General features: G+C 63.5%; 14 protein-coding genes. 6 read left to right on the top strand and 8 right to left on the bottom strand.

Annotated features, from left to right (window positions below; genetic code table 11):
* Nucleotides 1–97 precede the first annotated feature (97 nt).
* Nucleotides 98–3,493, top strand: a complete 3,396-nt coding sequence (locus tag AB4Y77_RS19610; protein WP_442015062.1) for a pyruvate carboxylase — start codon at nucleotides 98–100, stop codon at nucleotides 3,491–3,493.
* Nucleotides 3,494–3,558: 65 nt separating this feature from the next.
* Here the strand turns inward: AB4Y77_RS19610 and AB4Y77_RS19605 are convergent, their stop codons facing one another.
* Complete coding sequence (locus tag AB4Y77_RS19605) at nucleotides 3,559–5,370, bottom strand: AMP-dependent synthetase/ligase (protein WP_442015061.1); 1,812 nt, start codon at nucleotides 5,368–5,370, stop codon at nucleotides 3,559–3,561.
* A 186-nt stretch (nucleotides 5,371–5,556) separates the two neighbouring features.
* Here AB4Y77_RS19605 and AB4Y77_RS19600 point away from each other — a divergent pair, with 186 nt between their 5' ends.
* Entirely contained in the window at nucleotides 5,557–6,615 is a 1,059-nt protein-coding gene (locus tag AB4Y77_RS19600) for an ROK family protein (protein ID WP_442015060.1), read from the top strand.
* Between the two features lie 29 nt (nucleotides 6,616–6,644).
* Here the strand turns inward: AB4Y77_RS19600 and AB4Y77_RS19595 are convergent, their stop codons facing one another.
* From AB4Y77_RS19595 to AB4Y77_RS19585, 3 genes are read right to left on the bottom strand one after another with little or no spacing between them, the layout of a single operon-like run.
* Nucleotides 6,645–7,193, bottom strand: a complete 549-nt coding sequence (locus AB4Y77_RS19595) for a hypothetical protein (protein ID WP_311214397.1) — start codon at nucleotides 7,191–7,193, stop codon at nucleotides 6,645–6,647.
* Nucleotides 7,180–7,983, bottom strand: a complete 804-nt coding sequence (locus tag AB4Y77_RS19590; RefSeq protein ID WP_311214398.1) for an alpha/beta hydrolase — start codon at nucleotides 7,981–7,983, stop codon at nucleotides 7,180–7,182. The genes AB4Y77_RS19595 and AB4Y77_RS19590 overlap by 14 nt, the downstream gene beginning before the upstream one ends.
* Nucleotides 7,980–8,768 (bottom strand): alpha/beta hydrolase, encoded by a 789-nt coding sequence (locus AB4Y77_RS19585; protein WP_311214399.1) that lies wholly within the window; start codon nucleotides 8,766–8,768, stop codon nucleotides 7,980–7,982. The genes AB4Y77_RS19590 and AB4Y77_RS19585 overlap by 4 nt, the downstream gene beginning before the upstream one ends.
* Nucleotides 8,769–8,877: 109 nt before the next feature.
* On the opposite strand from AB4Y77_RS19585, the gene AB4Y77_RS19580 reads away from it, so the two are divergent.
* Both AB4Y77_RS19580 and AB4Y77_RS19575 read left to right on the top strand, forming a co-directional pair.
* Complete coding sequence (locus AB4Y77_RS19580; RefSeq protein WP_311214400.1) at nucleotides 8,878–9,669, top strand: lysophospholipid acyltransferase family protein; 792 nt, start codon at nucleotides 8,878–8,880, stop codon at nucleotides 9,667–9,669.
* A gap of 66 nt (nucleotides 9,670–9,735) precedes the next feature.
* The gene (locus AB4Y77_RS19575; RefSeq protein ID WP_311214401.1) at nucleotides 9,736–11,139 is read left to right on the top strand and encodes a class II 3-deoxy-7-phosphoheptulonate synthase; all 1,404 of its coding nucleotides are present in this window, start codon (nucleotides 9,736–9,738) and stop codon (nucleotides 11,137–11,139) included.
* Between the two features lie 78 nt (nucleotides 11,140–11,217).
* Here AB4Y77_RS19575 and pknB read toward each other — a convergent pair whose 3' ends face one another.
* On the bottom strand, nucleotides 11,218–13,281 hold the full coding sequence (pknB, locus tag AB4Y77_RS19570; protein WP_442015059.1) for a Stk1 family PASTA domain-containing Ser/Thr kinase: 2,064 nt from the start codon (nucleotides 13,279–13,281) through the stop codon (nucleotides 11,218–11,220).
* 87 nt (nucleotides 13,282–13,368) lie between these two features.
* Nucleotides 13,369–14,709: a LysM peptidoglycan-binding domain-containing protein gene (locus AB4Y77_RS19565; protein WP_442015058.1), complete on the bottom strand. Its 1,341-nt coding sequence runs from the start codon at nucleotides 14,707–14,709 to the stop codon at nucleotides 13,369–13,371.
* Between the two features lie 254 nt (nucleotides 14,710–14,963).
* Here AB4Y77_RS19565 and AB4Y77_RS19560 point away from each other — a divergent pair, with 254 nt between their 5' ends.
* Nucleotides 14,964–15,317, top strand: coding sequence for an Rv2175c family DNA-binding protein (locus AB4Y77_RS19560; RefSeq protein WP_311214404.1), 354 nt, complete (start codon nucleotides 14,964–14,966; stop codon nucleotides 15,315–15,317).
* A 136-nt stretch (nucleotides 15,318–15,453) separates the two neighbouring features.
* On the opposite strand, the gene AB4Y77_RS19555 is transcribed toward AB4Y77_RS19560, so the two are convergent.
* Nucleotides 15,454–16,548 (bottom strand): polyprenyl synthetase family protein, encoded by a 1,095-nt coding sequence (locus AB4Y77_RS19555; protein WP_442015057.1) that lies wholly within the window; start codon nucleotides 16,546–16,548, stop codon nucleotides 15,454–15,456.
* Nucleotides 16,545–17,117: a hypothetical protein gene (locus AB4Y77_RS19550; RefSeq protein WP_311214406.1), complete on the bottom strand. Its 573-nt coding sequence runs from the start codon at nucleotides 17,115–17,117 to the stop codon at nucleotides 16,545–16,547. The genes AB4Y77_RS19555 and AB4Y77_RS19550 overlap by 4 nt, the downstream gene beginning before the upstream one ends.
* Nucleotides 17,118–17,189: 72 nt before the next feature.
* Between AB4Y77_RS19550 and dinB the strand changes: the two genes are divergently transcribed.
* On the top strand, nucleotides 17,190–18,452 hold the full coding sequence (gene dinB, locus AB4Y77_RS19545) for a DNA polymerase IV (protein WP_311214407.1): 1,263 nt from the start codon (nucleotides 17,190–17,192) through the stop codon (nucleotides 18,450–18,452).
* Nucleotides 18,453–18,500 lie beyond the last annotated feature (48 nt).

Raw genomic sequence — 18,500 nt, 5'->3', positions numbered from 1 at the left:
TCCTTTGTGATGGTTGCCACAAAGATTTGTGTTTGATGCTGGCGGCACTACACACTGTGACCACCGACCGATCCACCCGCAATGATGCAGGAGAAGTATGTTTTCGAAAATTCTGGTGGCCAATCGCGGCGAAATCGCGATCAGGGCGTTTCGCGCTGGTTACGAACTGGGCGCCAAGACCGTAGCCGTCTTTCCGCACGAGGACCGTAACTCGATCCACCGGCAGAAGGCCGACGAAGCTTACCTGATCGGCGAGGTGGGCCATCCCGTCCGCGCCTACCTTGACGTGGAGGAGGTTGTCCGCGTCGCCAAGGAAGCCGGCGCAGACGCCATCTACCCCGGCTATGGCTTCCTCTCGGAGAACCCGGACCTCGCCCGTGCTGCCAAGGCAGCAGGAATTACCTTTGTGGGTCCGCCCGCAGAGGTGCTGGAACTGGCCGGCAACAAGGTTGCAGCACTGGAAGCAGCCCGCAAGGCCGGCGTGCCCGTCTTGAAGTCGAGCAAGCCGTCCAAGGATCTTGACGAGCTCATCGCGGCCGCGGACGTCATTGGGTTCCCCATCTTCGCCAAGGCTGTCGCCGGTGGTGGTGGCCGCGGTATGCGCCGTGTGGAGACGCGCGAAGCCCTCCCCGAGGCCTTGCAGTCCGCCATGCGTGAGGCCGACGCCGCGTTCGGCGATCCCACCATGTTCCTTGAGCAGGCTGTGTTGCGTCCCCGCCACATCGAAGTGCAGATCCTGGCTGACGCCGAGGGCAATGTCATGCACCTCTTCGAACGTGACTGTTCACTGCAGCGCCGCCACCAGAAGGTGGTGGAAATCGCTCCCGCGCCGAACCTAGATGAGAACATCCGCCAGGCGCTCTACCGCGATGCCGTTGCTTTCGCGAAGGCCCTCAACTACGTCAACGCGGGAACCGTGGAGTTCCTCGTGGACACCGAGGGTGAGCGCGCCGGCCAGCACGTATTCATCGAAATGAACCCCCGTATCCAGGTGGAGCACACTGTCACTGAGGAAATCACGGACGTGGACCTCGTGCAGGCGCAGATGCGCATCGCTTCGGGTGAGACCCTGGCGGACCTTGGACTGAGCCAGGAGACCGTTTCCATCAAGGGCGCCGCGCTGCAGTGCCGCATCACCACGGAGGACCCCGCCAACGGGTTCCGTCCGGACGTCGGAAAGATCACGGGTTACCGCTCTGCCGGCGGTGCCGGTGTCAGGCTCGACGGCGGTACCGTTTACTCGGGTGCCGAGATCAGCCCGCACTTTGACTCCATGCTGGTCAAACTGACCTGCCGTGGCCGGGACTACCCGGCAGCAGTGGCCCGTGCCCGCCGCGGCCTCGCAGAGTTCCGTATTCGCGGCGTGTCCACCAACATCCCCTTCCTGCAGGCTGTCCTTGCGGATCCGGACTTCAACGCCGGCAACGTGGCCACTGACTTCATTGACAAGCGCCCGGAGCTGCTGAAGTCGCACATCTCCGCCGACCGTGGCACCAAGCTGCTCACCTGGTTGGCCGAGGTGACTGTGAACAAGCCGAACGGTGAGCTCACGGTCCGCTCGGACCCGGCCAGCAAGCTGCCGGCGATCGAGGGGCCGGTGCCTACCTCGGGTTCGCGCCAGAAGCTGATGGAACTCGGGCCCGAGGGCTTCGCCAAGGCACTTCGCGAGCAGCAGGCCCTGGCCGTCACGGACACGACCTTCCGTGATGCCCACCAATCGCTCCTGGCCACCCGTGTCCGCACCCGTGACCTCGTTGCGGCCGGACCGGCGGTTACTGCCCTGATGCCGGAACTCCTTTCCGTGGAAGCCTGGGGCGGTGCCACGTACGACGTCGCCCTGCGCTTCCTCGGTGAGGACCCCTGGGACCGTCTGGCTGCTTTGCGTCAGGCACTGCCCAATACCTGCCTCCAGATGCTCCTCCGCGGGCGCAACACCGTTGGCTACACTCCCTACCCTGAGGAAGTGACTGAGGCTTTCGTTAATGAAGCAGCAGCCACCGGCATCGATATCTTCCGTATCTTCGATGCCCTCAACGACGTCAACCAGATGGCTCCGGCCATCCGGGCAGTGCGGGCCACCGGAACCGCCGTTGCAGAAGTGGCGCTCTGCTACACGGGCAACCTCCTTGATCCCAACGAGGACCTGTACACCCTTGACTACTACCTGGACCTCGCCCAGAAGATCGTCGACGCCGGTGCACACATCCTTGCCATCAAGGACATGGCAGGCTTGCTGCGTCCGGCTGCAGCCACAAAGCTGGTCACGGCGTTGCGCGAGCGCTTCGACCTGCCGGTACATCTCCACACGCACGACACCGCCGGCGGGCAGCTCGCGACCCTCCTGGCCGCCGTCGAAGCCGGCGTGGACGCTGTTGACGTCGCTGCTGCCTCCCTTGCCGGGACCACCAGCCAGCCTGCCGCTTCCGCCTTGGTGGCAGCCTTGGCCAACACCCCGCGCGACACCGGCCTCAGCCTGACCAACGTCGGCGCCATGGAGCCTTACTGGGAAGCTGTCCGCCGCGTTTACGCGCCCTTCGAGTCGGGACTTCCGGGCCCCACAGGCCGTGTCTACCAGCACGAAATCCCGGGCGGCCAGCTGTCCAACCTTCGCCAGCAGGCTATCGCCCTGGGGCTGGGGGAGCAGTTCGAAGCCATTGAGGACATGTACACCGCTGCCGACCGCATTCTGGGCCGGCTGGTCAAGGTGACGCCTTCTTCCAAGGTGGTGGGAGACCTTGCCCTGCACCTGGTTGGCCTGAACGCCGATCCCGCGGACTTCAATGAGAACCCGCAGAACTACGACATCCCGGACTCCGTCATCGGTTTCCTGTCCGGCGAACTTGGAAATCCTCCCGGAGGCTGGCCCGAGCCGTTCCGTACCAAGGCACTCCAAGGCCGCAGCGTCAAGGTCCGCGATGTGGACATCAGCGCCGAGGACAGCGCTGCGCTCAAGGGTGATTCCAAGACGCGCCAGCACACGCTGAACCGTTTGCTCTTCGCGGGCCCCACCAAGGACTACCTGAAGAGCGTGGAGACCTACGGCAACATTTCCGTGCTGGACACCCGGGACTACCTCTACGGTTTCCAGCAGGGCTCAGAGCATGTGATCGAGTTGGAAAAGGGTGTCCGCCTTATTGCCCAGCTTGAGGCCGTGTCCGAAGCCGATGAGAAGGGCATGCGCACGGTGATGTGTACGCTCAACGGCCAGTCCCGTCCGGTGGTTGTCCGTGACCGTTCGGTGGTCAGCAACGTCAAGGCAGCAGAGAAGGCCGACGCTGCCCAGCCCGGCCAGGTTGCAGCCCCGTTCGCAGGTGCCGTGACCGTCACGGTCAAGGCGGGCGACGTCGTCAACGCCGGCGATACCGTGGCCACCATTGAGGCCATGAAGATGGAAGCATCCATCACGACGCCGGTAGCCGGCACGGTCTCACGCCTGGCTATTTCGTCGGTGGAGCAGGTCCAGGGTGGCGACTTGCTGCTGGTGATCGGCTAGCAATCCGCCCATAAAAGTACCCCGTCCGGAAACGTCCGGACGGGGTACTTTTTTGTTGTGGATTTCTACGACGCGCGCGGAGCCGAGTACATTTCCTCGATCACGGCGTCGAAGTCCTTCATGACCTGTGCCCGCTTGACCTTGAGGGACGGCGTGAGGTGCCCTGAGGCTTCGGTGAAGTCCGCCGGGACAATCCGGAACGACTTGATGGCCTCTGCCTGGGACACTGACTGGTTGGCCTTGCTGATGAGTTCCTGGACCGCAGCTTTTACTACTGCGTGGTCTGCGGCCTGGCCCAGCGTGGTGCTTGATGGCAGCCCGTGGCGTTCCAACCAGCCGGGGAGGGCTTCCTCATCCAGGGTGACCAGGGCACCGATGAACGGGCGGTTGTCTCCCACCACCAAAACCTGGGAGACCAGTGCATCAGCGCGGATCTGGTCTTCAAGCAACGCAGGAACCACGTTCTTGCCCCCGGCAGTCACAATGATCTCCTTCTTGCGGCCGGTGATCTTGAGGAATCCGTTGCTGTCCAGCTCACCGATATCGCCGGTGCGGAACCAGCCGTCGGCGAAGGTTTCTGCCGTGAGGTCTTGGCGCTTGTAGTAGCCCCGCATGACGCAGACACCCTTGGTGAGGATCTCGCCGTCGTCGGCTATCTTGACGGAGTTTCCGGGCAAGGGGGCGCCCACGGTGCCAATCCTGATCATGGAGGGCGTATTGACGGAGATCGGCGCTGTGGTTTCGGTGAGACCGTAACCTTCCAGGATCTGCAGGCCGATGCCCTGGAAGAAGTGGCCAAGGCGCTCACCCAGCGGGCCGCCGCCGGACACAGCATGGGCCACCTGCCCACCCATGGCCGCGCGGAGCTTGCCGTAAACGAGTTTGTCGAACACTGCGTGCTTGATCTTCAAGCCGAGGCCCAGGGACCCTGACTCGCGGGCCTTGGAGTAGGCGATCGCGGTGTCCACTGCGCGGTGGAAGATGGCTCCCTTGCCTCCGTCTTCGGCCTTGGTCAGCGCCGAGTTGTACACCTTTTCGAAGACGCGGGGGACAGCGAGGATAAACGTCGGTTGGAAGCTTTGGAGGTCGGCCAGCAGGTTCTTGATGTCCGGGGTGTGGGCTACCTGGACGCCGCCGGCCACTGCAAGCACGGAGATGAACCGTGCAAAGACGTGGGCCAGCGGCAGGAACATGATGGTCTTTCCCGACTCATTGATGATCTCGGGAAGGGACGCGCGGGCATTCTCGGAGAGCTCCACAAAGTTGCCGTGGGTCAATTCGCAGCCCTTGGGCCTGCCGGTGGTGCCGGAGGTGTAGATGATGGTGGCGAGATCGGCCAGGCCCGCGGAGGAACGGCGGGACTCGAGTTCGTCGTCGGGCACCCCTGCACCGGCTGCCCGCAGGGCATCCAGCCCCGCACCCTCAAGCTGCCAAACGTGGGCCACAGAGCTGATGTCCTCGGCTGCCACTGCCTGGCGTATGACGTCCTCGTGGTGTGCTGCTTCGCCGAAGGCTGCCACGGCACCTGAGTCTCCCAGGTTCCAGGCCACCTGGGAGGGAGATGACGTTTCGTAGATCGGCACCGAGACTGCACCGGCGAACCAGATGGCGAAGTCCACCAAGGACCATTCGTATCGCGTCCGGGACATGATGCCCACCCGGTCGCCGGTGGCCACGCCGCTGGCAATCAGGCCCTTTGCCAGGGCCCTGACGTCAGCGAGGAAGTCCTTGGCCCGGATGTCCTGCCACTGCCCATTGCTGTCCAGCTTGGAGAACAACGCTGGGTTTGAGGCCTTTTCAGCCTCCCGGATCACGAAGTCCGTGATGTTGGTTTCCGGGGCGATATTGACGAGGGGAGGAACACTGATTTCACGCACGGTAGCTCCTTTGATATCCACGGGCCACGAGGGGCTGCTTTCACTCTAGTATGCCCGCTCGCGGAGGTGTGTCCTATTTCACCTACTGGCGAGTAACTTTACGGTTGTGCCGTCATTTCAAGCAACTCGGGGCCTCTCCGACCCGCCGATGCAGGGGCCCGCAGTCCAGCGGAATATGATGATGGGATGCCCGCACTACGGTCCACTTTTCGTGCCAGACCCAAGCCACCGGCCTCAGCATGGAAGGACGTGCCGTGGGCTGCCCGCCGCAGCCATTTGGGCCGTCGCGGCCTGGCGATTGGAATAGACATCGGCGGCACCAAAGTTGCGGCCGGAGTGGTGGACGCCGAAGGGCGGGTCCTCGCCGAAGCCCGCAGATCCACTCCCGGTGCCGACCCCCGGGCCGTGGAACAGACCATCGTGGAGCTGGTGGATGAACTCAGCGCTGAACACCGCGTGGCCTCCGTCGGAATCGGCGCAGCGGGATGGATGGATCTCGACGGCGGGACGGTGCTGTTCAGCCCGCACCTTGCCTGGCGCAATGAGCCGCTCCGGGCCAGTCTGCAGAAGCTGCTGCGGCGTCCGGTCCTCCTGACGAACGACGCCGATGCCGCCGCCTGGGCTGAATGGCGCTTCGGCGCCGGCCAGGGTGAGAGCCGGCTGGTGTGCGTGACGCTGGGTACGGGCATTGGCGGAGCCATGGTCATGGATGGCCGGGTGGAACGTGGACGTTACGGCGTTGCCGGCGAATTCGGGCACCAGATTATCTTTCCCGGCGGACACCGTTGTGAATGCGGGAACCGCGGGTGCTGGGAGCAGTACGCGTCCGGCAACGCCTTGGGTCGCGAGGCCCGCCAACTTGTCCGGACCAACTCACCGGAAGGCCGGGCCCTTTTGGAAAAGGCCGGTGGAACGGCAGACAACCTCACAGGGGCAGCCGTTACGGCGTTGGCACTGGAAGGTGATGCGACCTCCCGCGAACTCCTGGCAGATCAAGGCGAATGGCTGGGATTGGGACTGGCCAACCTGGCCGCTGCCCTTGACCCCGGGATGTTCGTGATCGGCGGGGGACTCTGCGATGCCGGGGAATTGCTGGCCGGCCCGGCCCGGGAGTCGTTTGCGAAGAACCTCACCGGCAGGGGGTTCCGGCCCATGGCGGGGATTGAGCTCGCGGCCCTTGGTCCACGTGCCGGCATGATCGGCGCCGCGGACCTTTCACGTGTCAGCGGACGTGCCCACAGCTAAGCCGTTCGCCGCAGAGGGGGCGTCGGCACCTAGATGCGGGCGCCGTCGTCGTCCTCATTCTTTTCCTGCGGAAGCCGCATGATGAGGAAGACCACCGACGCCACAAAAGCGGCAACAATTCCCAGGATCGCAACAAGGGGAGCGGACCGCCAGAACATTGCGGTGAAGAGCAAGGCGATGGGTCCTCCCACTGCACCAACCCACGCCAGCATGGTCAAGGGCTCCGTGCCGGCAAGACTCGGAGGCTCCTCGGGAACGAAGGCGTCATCGTCGTCGTCCTCGACCTCGAAGTCACGTGGTCCCAAGGGGCGGCCGGCACCTTCGGAAGATTCGGGAACCGCGGCCGCTTCAGCGGGCGGTGTGGACAATCCCAAGGGGTCGAAATCCCTGAAGGCCTTGCTGGATTCACGCGGGGGCCTCCCGGCGTCGCCGGGAACCGGGTCCAGGGGGCCTGTCGACGGCGGGTTCCCGGCTTCGGAGGTTCCTGTCCCCTCCAGCCGGGCCACCAAGTCCAGCCACACGGCGTCGTCGTCCTTGTTGGCGCTCTGATCGGCAGAGTTGGCATCAGGCCTGTTCATGGGCTGTGTCCTTTTCGGGGGAGGGCCCGTGTCCGGCCAGGGTCGCTACGGTTTGTTGAATGAATTCCACGGTACCCGCGAAGATCTCCGGGGCATCGTTGTCAAGAGTCGCCACGTGGTAGCTGTTGTTGAGGTACCTGACGTCCACCGGTGCGTTGACCCGGGCGCGCAGGAAAGCCAGGCTCGCCTCCGAAATCACGTTGTCCACTGTGGATTTGTAGACCTGGACAGGGGAGTGGATGCGGGGCAGGATCGCGGCCGTGTCCTTGTACATCTTCTTCAATTGGTGCGCTGCGGCAACAGGTGTGCGGGCGTAGGCGCCTTCATTCTGGTCCGGTTTGAGGATGTCGTTGGCAATGGCCGGCGTTGTCTTCACCACATACTTAAGAGCAGCGACGATGACCGCCCGTGGATCATCGAGGACCAAACCGGGGTTGACCACCACGGTTCCTGCCACAGGGCGCGTCGCCGCGATGCGCAGCGCCAAAGTGCCGCCCATGGACAGGCCGGTGCTGAAGACGTAGTCGCATTCGGCGGCCAGTTCAAGGTAGGCGTCATCCACTGCGCGGTGCCACTCCTGCCATGAACGCGTCGCCATGTCCTGCCACGTGGTGCCGTGACCGGGCAGCAAGGGCAGCCTGACCGCATATCCGGCTGCGGCCAGGTGCTCGGCCCACGGCCTGACGCTGTGCGGACTGCCGGTAAAACCGTGGGACATGACGACACCGACGCGGGGGCCTATCCCGTTCCAACTGCTGAGGAACGGCGAGAAATCCGGAAGCATTTTCATGATGACTCTGAGGCTACTCTGTCCCCGGCGTGCTGACGGAAAAACGAGGCTGATTGTTCGAAAATGGTGGGCGCATCGACATCCAGTGTGGCCACGTGGCCGCTGTGCGGAAGCGTCACCACTTTCAAGCGGGAGGACGCAATGTGGCGCTCAATGGCGGCTACGGAACTCGGTGGTATGACACCGTCCACTGAGGACTTGAACACTAATGCCGGAGCCTGCACCGTGGGCAATCCCCGGGTCGCTGCGCGGAAGAGCTTCTTGAGTTCGTGCACTGATTTCAGGGGCGTCTTGGAATAATCGCCGGTCTCAGCCGTGGCCGGGGCCGGCGAGTCCTCCACTATGGGTGTGGTGGTGCGCATGACGTACTTGAGGGCGCCCACATACCTCACGCGCCGGTCATAGAAGCTGAGGCCCGGATTGACCAGGACCAGTCCTGGAACATCATGCAGTGAGGCTACCCGAAGGGCCAGTGCGCCTCCCATGGACAGTCCCGCGACAAAACAGCTCTCGGTCCGAGCGGCGAGGTCCAGATAGCTTTGCTCAAAAGTCCGGTACCAGTCCTGCCAACGTGTGGTCGCGAGATCCTGCCAACTGGTGCCGTGGCCGGGCAGGAGAGGTACGGAAACAGCAAATCCCTGGGAGGCCAAGTACTCAGCCCAGGGGAGCATGCTCAGCGGACTGCCGGTGAATCCGTGGCAGATGGCCACTCCGGTGCTGGCATTGGGGCCGTGCCCGGCATGGTGGAAGGCAAGCGGCGCTGCAGGTGTGTGGCGTTCCGTCATGTGTCCCATCGTGTCACTGTTCCGGACATTTCTCACTGGAGTAGGGTTGCAGTTGAGTGCCGGCCGGGTTGCCGGAAGCATGCCAACCGTCGGCCGTGGGAGGACAACCGTGTTCTATTGGGTCATGAAAAGGATCTTCCTGGGTCCCATCCTCAAACTCCTGTTCAGGCCATGGGTCAAGGGCCTGGACAACGTCCCTGAAAGCGGCGCCGCAATCCTGGCGTCCAACCACCTGTCTTTTTCGGACTCCATCTTCCTGCCTCTGATGGTGCACCGGCCGGTGATCTTCCTGGCCAAGTCCGAGTACTTCACCGGCAAAGGCTTCAAGGGGCGGCTAACGGCGCTGTTCTTCAGGCTGAGCAACCAGCTCCCCATGGACCGTTCCGGAGGGGCGGCGTCCGAGATGTCGTTGCAGGCCGGCAAGGATGTCCTCGCCTCCGGGGGCCTGCTGGGAATTTACCCTGAAGGCACCCGCAGCCCTGACGCCCGGCTCTACCGCGGCAAGGTGGGTGTAGCGAGGCTCGCACTGCAAACGCGGGTCCCAGTGGTGCCGGTCGCCATGATCGGGACGGAGAAAGTCCAGCCCATCGGTAAGCGGCTGCCCAGCATCCGCCGGGTTGGCATCATCTTTGGACAACCCCTGGACTTCAGCCGCTACTACGGCCTAGAGGACGACCGCCTGGTCCAGCGGGCTGTGACGGACGAAATCATGTACGCCTTGATGCGTCTCTCCGGCCAGGAATACGTTGATGAGTACGCCGCCGTGGTCAAGGCCCAGCTGGCCGGCAAGGGCCCGGAGCCTGTCCACCAGCTCGAGGTGACGGAGGAGGCCACCGAAGACATTGCGGAGGACAGGGATGAACCGGGGGCCGGCGGGGACGGGGCGTCACGGAAACTGTGACGCGGGCGGCAGCATCGGTTACGGCCACTGTCCCGCAACCTTGCCGGAGGCTACTACTCTTGAAGGGTGACTGAGCTAACCGCGAACACCGCATCCCCCACAGCAGATCCCCTCGCCAGCACCGCCCAAAGCGGGGCTGCGAACTATCCCGGGCTCGACGCCTGGCGGGACCTGCCGATTTCCCAGCAGCCCACTTGGTCCGACGCCGGCGTTTTCGAGGCTTCCGTCAAGGAACTTTCCGTGGTGCCGCCGCTGGTTTTCGCCGGGGAAGTGGACGTTCTCCGCGAGCGTCTGGCCGCTGCGGCACAGGGCAAGGCCTTCCTCCTGCAGGGCGGCGACTGCGCCGAGACGTTTGAGGCCGCCACCGCGGACAAGATCAGCGCCCGCGTCAAGACAATCCTGCAGATGGCGGTGGTGCTCACCTATGGTGCTGCCATGCCCGTCATCAAGATGGGCCGCATGGCAGGCCAGTTTGCCAAGCCGCGCTCGTCCAATGACGAGACCCGCGACGGCGTGACGCTTCCGGCCTACCGCGGCGACATCGTCAATGGCTACGACTTCACCCCGGAGTCCCGCGCCCATGACGCAGGCCGCATGCTGAAGGCTTACCACACCTCTGCTTCCACACTGAACCTCATCCGTGCGTTCACCCAGGGTGGCTTCGCGGACTTGCGGCTCGTTCACCAGTGGAACAAGGGCTTCACAGAAAACCCGGCGCACGCCCGCTATGAATCGCTGGCACGCGATATTGACCGTGCCATCAGCTTCATGGACTCCTGTGGTGCCGACTTCGAGGCCCTGAAGCGGGTCGAGTTCTTTGCCAGCCACGAAGCGTTGCTGCTCGACTACGAGCGTGCCCTGACCCGCATCGATTCACGCACCGGCCTGCCTTATGACACGTCTTCACACTTCCTGTGGATCGGCGAGCGGACCCGTGAACTGGACCATGCCCATGTCGATTTCCTCTCCCGTGTCCGGAACCCGATCGGCGTCAAGCTTGGCCCCACCACCAGCGGTGACGATGCTTTGCGCCTGATCGACAAACTGGACCCCAACCGGGAACCGGGTCGCCTGACGTTCATCACGCGCATGGGCGCCACGAACATCCGCGAAAAGCTGCCCGCCGTCGTCGAGCGTGTCACGGCCTCGGGTGCGCAGGTGCTGTGGGTCACCGATCCCATGCACGGCAACACCGTCACGTCGCCGAACGGCTACAAGACGCGCAACTTCGACGACGTCATTGATGAGGTCCGTGGCTTCTTTGAGGTCCACCACTCGTTGGGTACTGTCCCCGGCGGCCTTCACGTCGAAATGACCGGCGACGACGTCGCCGAGTGCTTGGGCGGTGCCGATCCCATCGACCAGGACGCTTTCCTGGACCGTTACGAGTCAGTGTGCGATCCCCGCCTGAACCACATGCAGTCCCTCGAGATGGCCTTCCTGGTGGCAGGAGCCCTCTCCAAGCAGTAGGCAATGCATCAAAAAGGCGCGGTCCGGATGAATCCGGACCGCGCCTTTTTCATGTATTCAGGTAACTGGAGTGGAATGCTAGACGACAGTCAGCGTGACAACGGAGTCTTCCGGCACTTCAGTATTGACGGGGCTTTGGTCACGGACGGTTCCGAAGAATCCGCCGAGGATCTTGTTGGTCTCGACCTTGAACCCAAGCTTCTTCAACTCCCTTTCAGCTTCGTCGGCCTGTTTGCCAATGAAGCTGGGAACCTTCACCATCTTGGGCCCCTTGGATACGGTCAGCGTCACGGACCCGCCTCGGATGAGAGTGCCGTTGGCCGGGGCCTGGGAGACCACGGCGCCCTTGGGGACCGACTTGTCGTTGACGGTCTCCGGAGCTATCACTGCTTTGAGCCCGGCGTCCTGGAGGGCCTTGACCGCGGCGTCCTGTGCCATGCCGCGGACGTCCGGCACTGGAATCGGCTGCGGACCCTTGGAAACCACCAGCGCCACGGGGGTCCCGTGCCGCACTTCTTTGCCCTTGGCTGGGTCCTGGGAAATCACGACGCCGGCAGGAACCTTCTCGTCAAAGGCTTCGGTGACGTTCCCCAGGGCCATTTCAGCGGCATTGAGTGCCGTCTTGGCCTCGTCCAGGGTGCCGCCGGTCAATCCCGGCAGCGCGAAGAGCTGGGCCCCTTTGGAGACGAAAAGGGTGATGGGCTGGAACTTCCGCACCTCAGCACCGGATTCCGGCTCCGTTCCGACCGCGAGTCCGGCAAGGATGTCGTCGTCGAAGACATCGCGTGGCTCCGATTGGAAACCCGCAGTACGGAGAAGCTGCTGTGCCTCCGCGACGGTCTTGTTCTTGACTTCGGGTACGGTCCCGGGTGAGCCCGGCCCCATGCCGAAGAACCACCCGGCGGCTGCCGCGAGCATCGCCAGAATGATGATCACGACGGTCCAGATCACACCACGGCGGCGGGGATTGCCTTCCCTGAGGGGGCGGACAGGGGTCGCCGCAGCGCGTGCGCGGTCCTTGGTCTGCTGCCTTTCGAGCCTCTTCAGCTCACGCTTGCCGGGCTGGCGAAGATCCTGGTCAGCGTCCATGCCTGCCGCTGCCTGGGAGTGCTGAAGGGCAGAACCGCCGGCGGCCATGATGGTGGTCGGGTTGCTCTGGTGGCTGATGAACTCGGTGGGTGAGGCAGTGGTTGCCAGCGCTTCCGTGGGATTCCCGGCGCCGCTACCGGTCGCGGTGGTTGCGGGCGCGGCAGGGAAGGGGGCGGGTCCTGGGTTTTGCCGGTGGTCCAACTGCTCGTCGGTCAGTGTGGTTCGGATGTGGCGGAGTTCGGCCAGGAGGGCAGTGCCGTCCACGGGCCTGTTTTCTGCATCGGCTGCCGTGCACCACTGCACCAGTTCGTCAAGGTCTTCGGCCAGTCCGGGAACAACGTCCGAGGGGCGGCCCACCACTGCGTTGACGTGCTGGTAGGCCACCTGGATGGGGGAGTCGCCGGCATAGGGCTGCTTGCCGGTCAGCATTTCGTACAGCATGATGCCCGCCGAGTAGATGTCGCTGCGGGCATCTGCGGGTTGTCCGAGTACCAGTTCGGGAGCCAGATAGGCCACGGTGCCGATCAGGGCGCCGGTACTGGTGTTGGCTGAGACCGCCCGGGCCAGGCCAAAATCGCCCACCTTGATCCTGCCGTCGTCGGCGATCAGGACGTTCTCGGGTTTGATATCCCGGTGGATCAAGCCGGAGCCGTGGGCGGCGGCCAGTCCTTCTATCACGGGATCAATCAGTGCCAAGGCAAGCCTCGGCGCCAGGACGCCTTGCTCGGTGAGGACGTCGCGGAGGGTGTGGCCCTTGACGTATTCCATGACCAGGTAAGCGATGTGTCCGTCTTCGCCTTGGTCCAGGACGCCCACAATGTGGGGGTGGGAAAGGCTGGCGGCGGCTTTTGCTTCGCGGCTCAGCCGCTGCAGGAAGGTGGGATCGTTTGCCAGGTGTGGGTGCAGGACTTTGAGGGCCACGTCGCGCTCAAGGCGCTGGTCCGTGGCCAGGTAGACGGTGGACATTCCGCCCTTGGCGAGGCGGGAACGGACCAGGTAGCGGCCGTCCACCATAGTCCCAATGAAGTGGTCCTGCGTTGGTTCTTGCACCATACGATCCTAAACGAGGCAGGGAAGGGGCCCGAATCCACATTGGTTTGGCCAATGGGATCCGGGCCCCTTCAGAGGTGCTGCTGAAGCCTAGCCGAACGTGCGCTGGCGGGCCTTGATCGATTCGACGTAACGCTTGGTGTCGTCGTACATGCCGTACTTACTGACTGAGTACTGGCCCTGGTAGTAACCGGCAATCGCGGTGTCCAGGTCCTTGCTCGTGGCAATCAGTGCGCGGATGATCGCGACACCTGCTGTGGCGTTGTCGTACGGGTCCAAAAGGTTCAGCTTGCGACCCACCAGGTCCGAGGCCCACTGGCCGGACGACGGAATGACCTGCATGGTGCCGATGGCGTTGGCAGGTGATACCGCCCGCTGGTCAAAGCCGGATTCCTGTTCCGCGAAAGCAAGTGCCAGGGAGGGGCTGACACCCATGCGCCTGGCCGTATCTGCCACGATGCTCTTCATTTCGGCCCGGCTGGGCACCGGCGACGCATTGAGGAGGGCCTTGTTCTCGTTGGCCGAGCTCACCACAGCCGCCGGGTAGGTGAAGCCCAGGAAGGTGCTGGGAACCAGCGGCTTGGTCTCACCGGCCGGCTGAAGTCCGGGGCCTGGGATGCTGAGCTTCTGGCCCGGGTAGATGACCGTGGTGGCAGAGACCTTGTTGGCGGTCATCAGCGCGCTCAGGGAGACGCCGTGGCGTGAGGCGATGGAGCTGAGGGTATCGCCGGCCTTGATGGTGTAGGAACCTGTGCTGGCCAAGGGGGCAGGCGAGGGCGCAGGGGCCGGCGCGGGAACAGCGGGCGTGGAGGGTGCGGAACCGCCGCTGATCTTGATCTTCTGGCCCGGATAGATGATGGAGCTTCCATTGAGGTTGTTCCAGCTGAAAATGCTGGACAGGGGCACGCCATGCTTGGCGGCAATCGCGCCCAGGGTGTCACCGGAGACCACTGTGTAGATGGTGGCGTTGCTTGGGGCGCTCGGAGCCGCCGGCGCGGAGGGCTGGGCCGGCGCGGGCGTGGCCGTGCCCGTGAGTTTGATGGTCTGGCCCGGGTAGATCCACGTGGTGGCCGCGAGCTTGTTCAACTGGAGGACCGCAGCGGTGTCCAGATTGAAGCGGCGGGCGATCGCGCTGATGGTGTCGCCACGAACGATCGTGTACGTATCCGGAACCGAAGGGGCCATGGGGCGCAGGGCTGCGGGCAGCGTGGCCGCAACAGCCTGTGCGGGAATGACGGTGCCGGCATTGACGGCTTGCGCCTTCATTGCTGCAGCAAGCGTGGCCGGGACTTTGCGGGGCTGGGGTGCCGGGGAAGCCATGGTGGGCTGGGCCAGGGCAAGCGAGGACAAGACCACGGCGGGAAGCGCAGCCGTGGTTGCCGCGATGACCGGCAGGCTCATGGTTCGTTTCGGCGAGCGGGGCGTCGTCATGAAAGTGTCCTCATCTCAACAGCGGGTGTTGGGTGGCGCTGTTGTCAGTGTTGCCAATGTTACTGATGTTATCAATGGTGCAAGTGTGATCAGTGTGAATCTCTCACACTTATTCAATCGACACAACAATTCCTGTCGTTCGGGATTATGGGGACGGAATTATTGCCAATGAAATGGCGATTTAAAGCCGTTTGCCGGAAGCCGCCGTCGAACCCGGCTAGGCGCCGGGCAGTGTGGCATGGCAACCTTGTTCCGTGAGTAATGTAGAAAGCCTTGTTTCCGACTGGCTCCCGCTGCCGGATGTCTCCGAGCTGCTGGAAGTTTCCATCACCAAAGTCCACGGACTTTTGGATGAACGTGCACTGGTAGCCATCAGGCGGGGAGAACGGAATATCCGCTCAGTCCCGGCCTTGTTTATCCAGGATGGGCATGTTGTTGACAGCTTGAAGGGAACCATTGCGGTTCTCAGCGATGCCGGCTACAACGACGAAGAGTTGATCATCTGGCTCTTCACCCCGGATGAATCACTCCGCGGCCGTCCCATCGACGCCCTGCGTGAGGGACGAAAAACGGAAATCAGGCGTCGCGCCCAGTCTCTGGCCTGGTAATAGTGCCGCCCCGGCTGGAGAAGTCCGCCGGGAACTGAATTAAAACGACGACGACGGCGGGTTCCCCCGCCGTCGTCGCGTCATGTCCTTTCGGAGCCGGTCCCCACCCGCTGAACCGCCCTGAAGATGCCGGGCGCTATGCTGCCCGGCTGACGGCGGCCTCGGCCAATTGCCTCAATGCTGTGAGCGGTACGTCATCGAGTGGCAGGCGTTCCAGCGCTTCAAAGGCCTGGTCGCTCAGCGCGGCAATTCGGGATTCCGTGGCATCCAGAGCGCCGCAATGCACCATGATGCGGCGGATACGAGCTACATCGTCTTCGCCCAGGTCCGGATTACCCAGCATTCGATCAAGGTATTCCGCTTCCTCGGCGGTCGCCTGGTTCAAGGCAAATCCAACAAGGACAGTGCGCTTGCCTTCCAACAAATCATCGCCTGCCGGTTTGCCGGTGGTCTCGGGATCGCCAAAGACTCCAAGGACATCGTCCCGCATTTGGAAAGCCTCACCGAGGGGCAAGGAAAACTCCGAGTACTTCTTCAGCAGCCCCGAAGGGGCGCCGGCAAGTGCTCCGCCCAATGCCAGCGGATGTTCCGTGGAGTACTTCGCTGATTTGTAGCGGATGATCGATTGTGCGCGATCCACCGAGCCGGCCCGGTCGCGAACAGGGCCGGCCACCTCCTCAAGGATGTCGAGGTACTGGCCGGCCATGACCTCGGCCCTCATGACATTGAAAATGCGGCGCGCGGGGGTTCCCGCCGCGGCCCTGATGCCGATTTCGGTAAAAGACTCCTCGCTGAAGGACAAGCAGAGGTCTCCCGTCAGAATGGCGGCGGCATCCCCAAAACGCCCGCTGTCCAGAGCCCAGCCATTCATCTCATGGAGTTGGCTGAAGCGTTTGTGCACGCTGGGTCCACCGCGGCGGGTATCGGATCGGTCAATAATGTCGTCGTGGATCAGGGCCGCTGCCTGGAACAGTTCCAGCGCGCAACCGGCAGTAACGATGTCAGGGTCTCCGGAGTGTCCGCCTGCGCTCCTCCAGCCCCAGTAGCACATCAGTGCACGAAGGCGTTTGCCGCCAGTGACGAGGTTGGAAATTGATCCGATCAGAGGTTCGACGTCCGGGGACACCGTAGCCATGACTTCCTGTTGCTCTGACAGGAAGTCTCCCAGCTTGCCCGCAACGCCGCTGATGAATTCCGTCTGTTCGGACGCCACTTGGGAAAATGCCGTCACTTGATGGACCCGGACGCCACGTTGGCGCCAACGGTGAAGGTGGACACGCCTTCCTTCTGCCGTATTGACACGTTCACGGTCTCGCCGTCGCCCCTGATGAAGTCCAGTGAGGTGACGTTGCCCACGGCTTCAGGGCCAGGAACAAGCTTAAAACCCTGCGCCTCCAGGGACGTCTTGTAGTAGTCCACCACGCCCTCCGGCGGGGCCTTGACGGTTCCGACCAGCGCGACAGTGGCCAGCGAGGTGCCCTTGTCAAAACTGCTGGAACGGACGGAAGTCTTGGGCATGACGGGGATCAGCTGCTCAGGGAAGCCCGGAACAAGGGCGTTTACCGTTGCCGTTGCGCCGGGCGCCGGGGTGGCCGGCTCCGTCGCCGTTGCAGTCTCCGGCGCGGAGGCGGAGGCGGAGCCTGAGGCGCCTGACGTGGACGGTGACGCCTGGGATGAAGAATCCGTGGGGGAGGGGGCGGCCGAGCCTCCAGGCGACGGTGTGCATGCCGAGGCCGCTACGGCGAGACTTGCTGCGAGYAGGGCAAACCCTCGCGATCGAGGAGTTCCAAAGAGCTTCACAGGGTATCCTTCCGGGGGCTGAGCCTGACAGTGCCTCCAGTTTAGTCAGTGGCCGGGCATAGTATTGCCGATGTGAGGCAGGAAGCATTCGGCAGCGGCCCAGGGGCTGGCCATGAACCCTCCCGCAGCGCTGGTGATGCCCTGCGGGAACTGAGGCGAACCAGCATACTCCACGTCGACATGGACGCGTTCTTCGTCTCCGTTGAACTCCGCAGCCGCCCCGATCTTCGGGGAAAACCCGTCATTGTCGGATTTCCCGCCGAACGGTCAGTGGTGCTCTCTGCTTCCTACGAGGCCCGGGCCACCGGAGTGAAGTCCGCGATGCCGATGTCCATAGCCATGAGACGCTGTCCCTCCGCTGTGATCATCAACCCGCGGCACACGGTGTATTACGAAGTGTCCGGCCAGATCATGGAGATCTTTGCCTCCATTACGGATCTGGTGGAACCCCTCAGCGTCGACGAAGCCTTCCTCGATGTTGGCGGCGCGATTCGCCGGCTCGGTCCGCCCTTGGACATCGGCCACCTCATTCGGCGACGGGTCCAGTCGGAACTTGGCATTACGGCATCCGTGGGAATTGCAAGCACCAAATTCGTGGCCAAGATCGCGTCCACCCGGTGCAAGCCCGACGGCATCCTTCAGATCAACGCCGAGGACACCCTTGGGTATCTCCACAGCCTCCCTGTCAACGCATTGTGGGGCGTGGGTGGAAAGACCGGTGAAGTGCTTGCCAGGCTCGGCATACGCACCGTGGCAGATGTGGCTGCCACCCCCTTGGCCTCCTTGAAAAAGGTCCTGGGGGCCAGCGGCGAACACGTCCACCGACTCTCCATGGGGGTCGATCCGCGACCGGTGACCCCCACCAGGCTGGAGAAGAGCATCGGAGCGGAGGAAACGTTCTCCAACGACACCGGAGATGATGCCCTCTTGCACAAGGAACTGCTGCGCCTTTCGCACCGAACGGCGGGCCGGTTGCGGAGTTCAGGCATGCTGGCCAGGACCGTCGCCTTGAAGCTGAGGTACTCGGACTTTTCGACCGTCACGAGGAGCCGGACCGTCCACGCCCCGGTGGACAGCGCCCAGATGATCTACCAAGTGGCTGTGCAACTGCTGGAGTCCCTGGGCCCGCGGTCCATGAGTGTCCGCCTCGTAGGGGTACGGGCCGAGCAGCTCGAACCTGCCGGACAGACGTCCCTGCAGCTGAGCCTGGATCGCCGGGACGACAATTGGAGGGCAGCGGAGCAGGCATTGGACCGCGTTTCTGAACGTTTCGGTTCCAAGACGCTGCTCCCTGCGAGGCTCCTGGAACCGGGAAAGCCCCCCACGGGTACGTGATCAGCTGTGAGCTTGGTCCCGCTGGGCCCCGGGCGTCTTTCAGAACGG

Origin of the sequence: Paenarthrobacter sp. YAF11_1, from assembly GCF_052113445.1 — a bacterium.
In the GTDB taxonomy this organism is placed as follows: domain Bacteria; phylum Actinomycetota; class Actinomycetes; order Actinomycetales; family Micrococcaceae; genus Arthrobacter.
The sequence above is the reverse complement of the archived record's forward strand: the minus strand, read 5'-3'. Positions and strand labels throughout refer to the sequence as shown.

What these genes read in the sequence shown, in the direction of transcription:
- pknB (WP_442015059.1), bottom strand. Translation starts at nt 13,281, where the DNA reads ATGGTGCAAGAACCAACGCAGGACCACTTCATTGGGACTATGGTGGAC.
- AB4Y77_RS19610 (WP_442015062.1), top strand. Translation starts at nt 98, where the DNA reads ATGTTTTCGAAAATTCTGGTGGCCAATCGCGGCGAAATCGCGATCAGG.
- AB4Y77_RS19585 (WP_311214399.1), bottom strand. Translation starts at nt 8,768, where the DNA reads ATGACGGAACGCCACACACCTGCAGCGCCGCTTGCCTTCCACCATGCC.
- AB4Y77_RS19600 (WP_442015060.1), top strand. Translation starts at nt 5,557, where the DNA reads ATGCCCGCACTACGGTCCACTTTTCGTGCCAGACCCAAGCCACCGGCC.
- AB4Y77_RS19565 (WP_442015058.1), bottom strand. Translation starts at nt 14,709, where the DNA reads ATGACGACGCCCCGCTCGCCGAAACGAACCATGAGCCTGCCGGTCATC.
- AB4Y77_RS19590 (WP_311214398.1), bottom strand. Translation starts at nt 7,983, where the DNA reads ATGAAAATGCTTCCGGATTTCTCGCCGTTCCTCAGCAGTTGGAACGGG.
- AB4Y77_RS19595 (WP_311214397.1), bottom strand. Translation starts at nt 7,193, where the DNA reads ATGAACAGGCCTGATGCCAACTCTGCCGATCAGAGCGCCAACAAGGAC.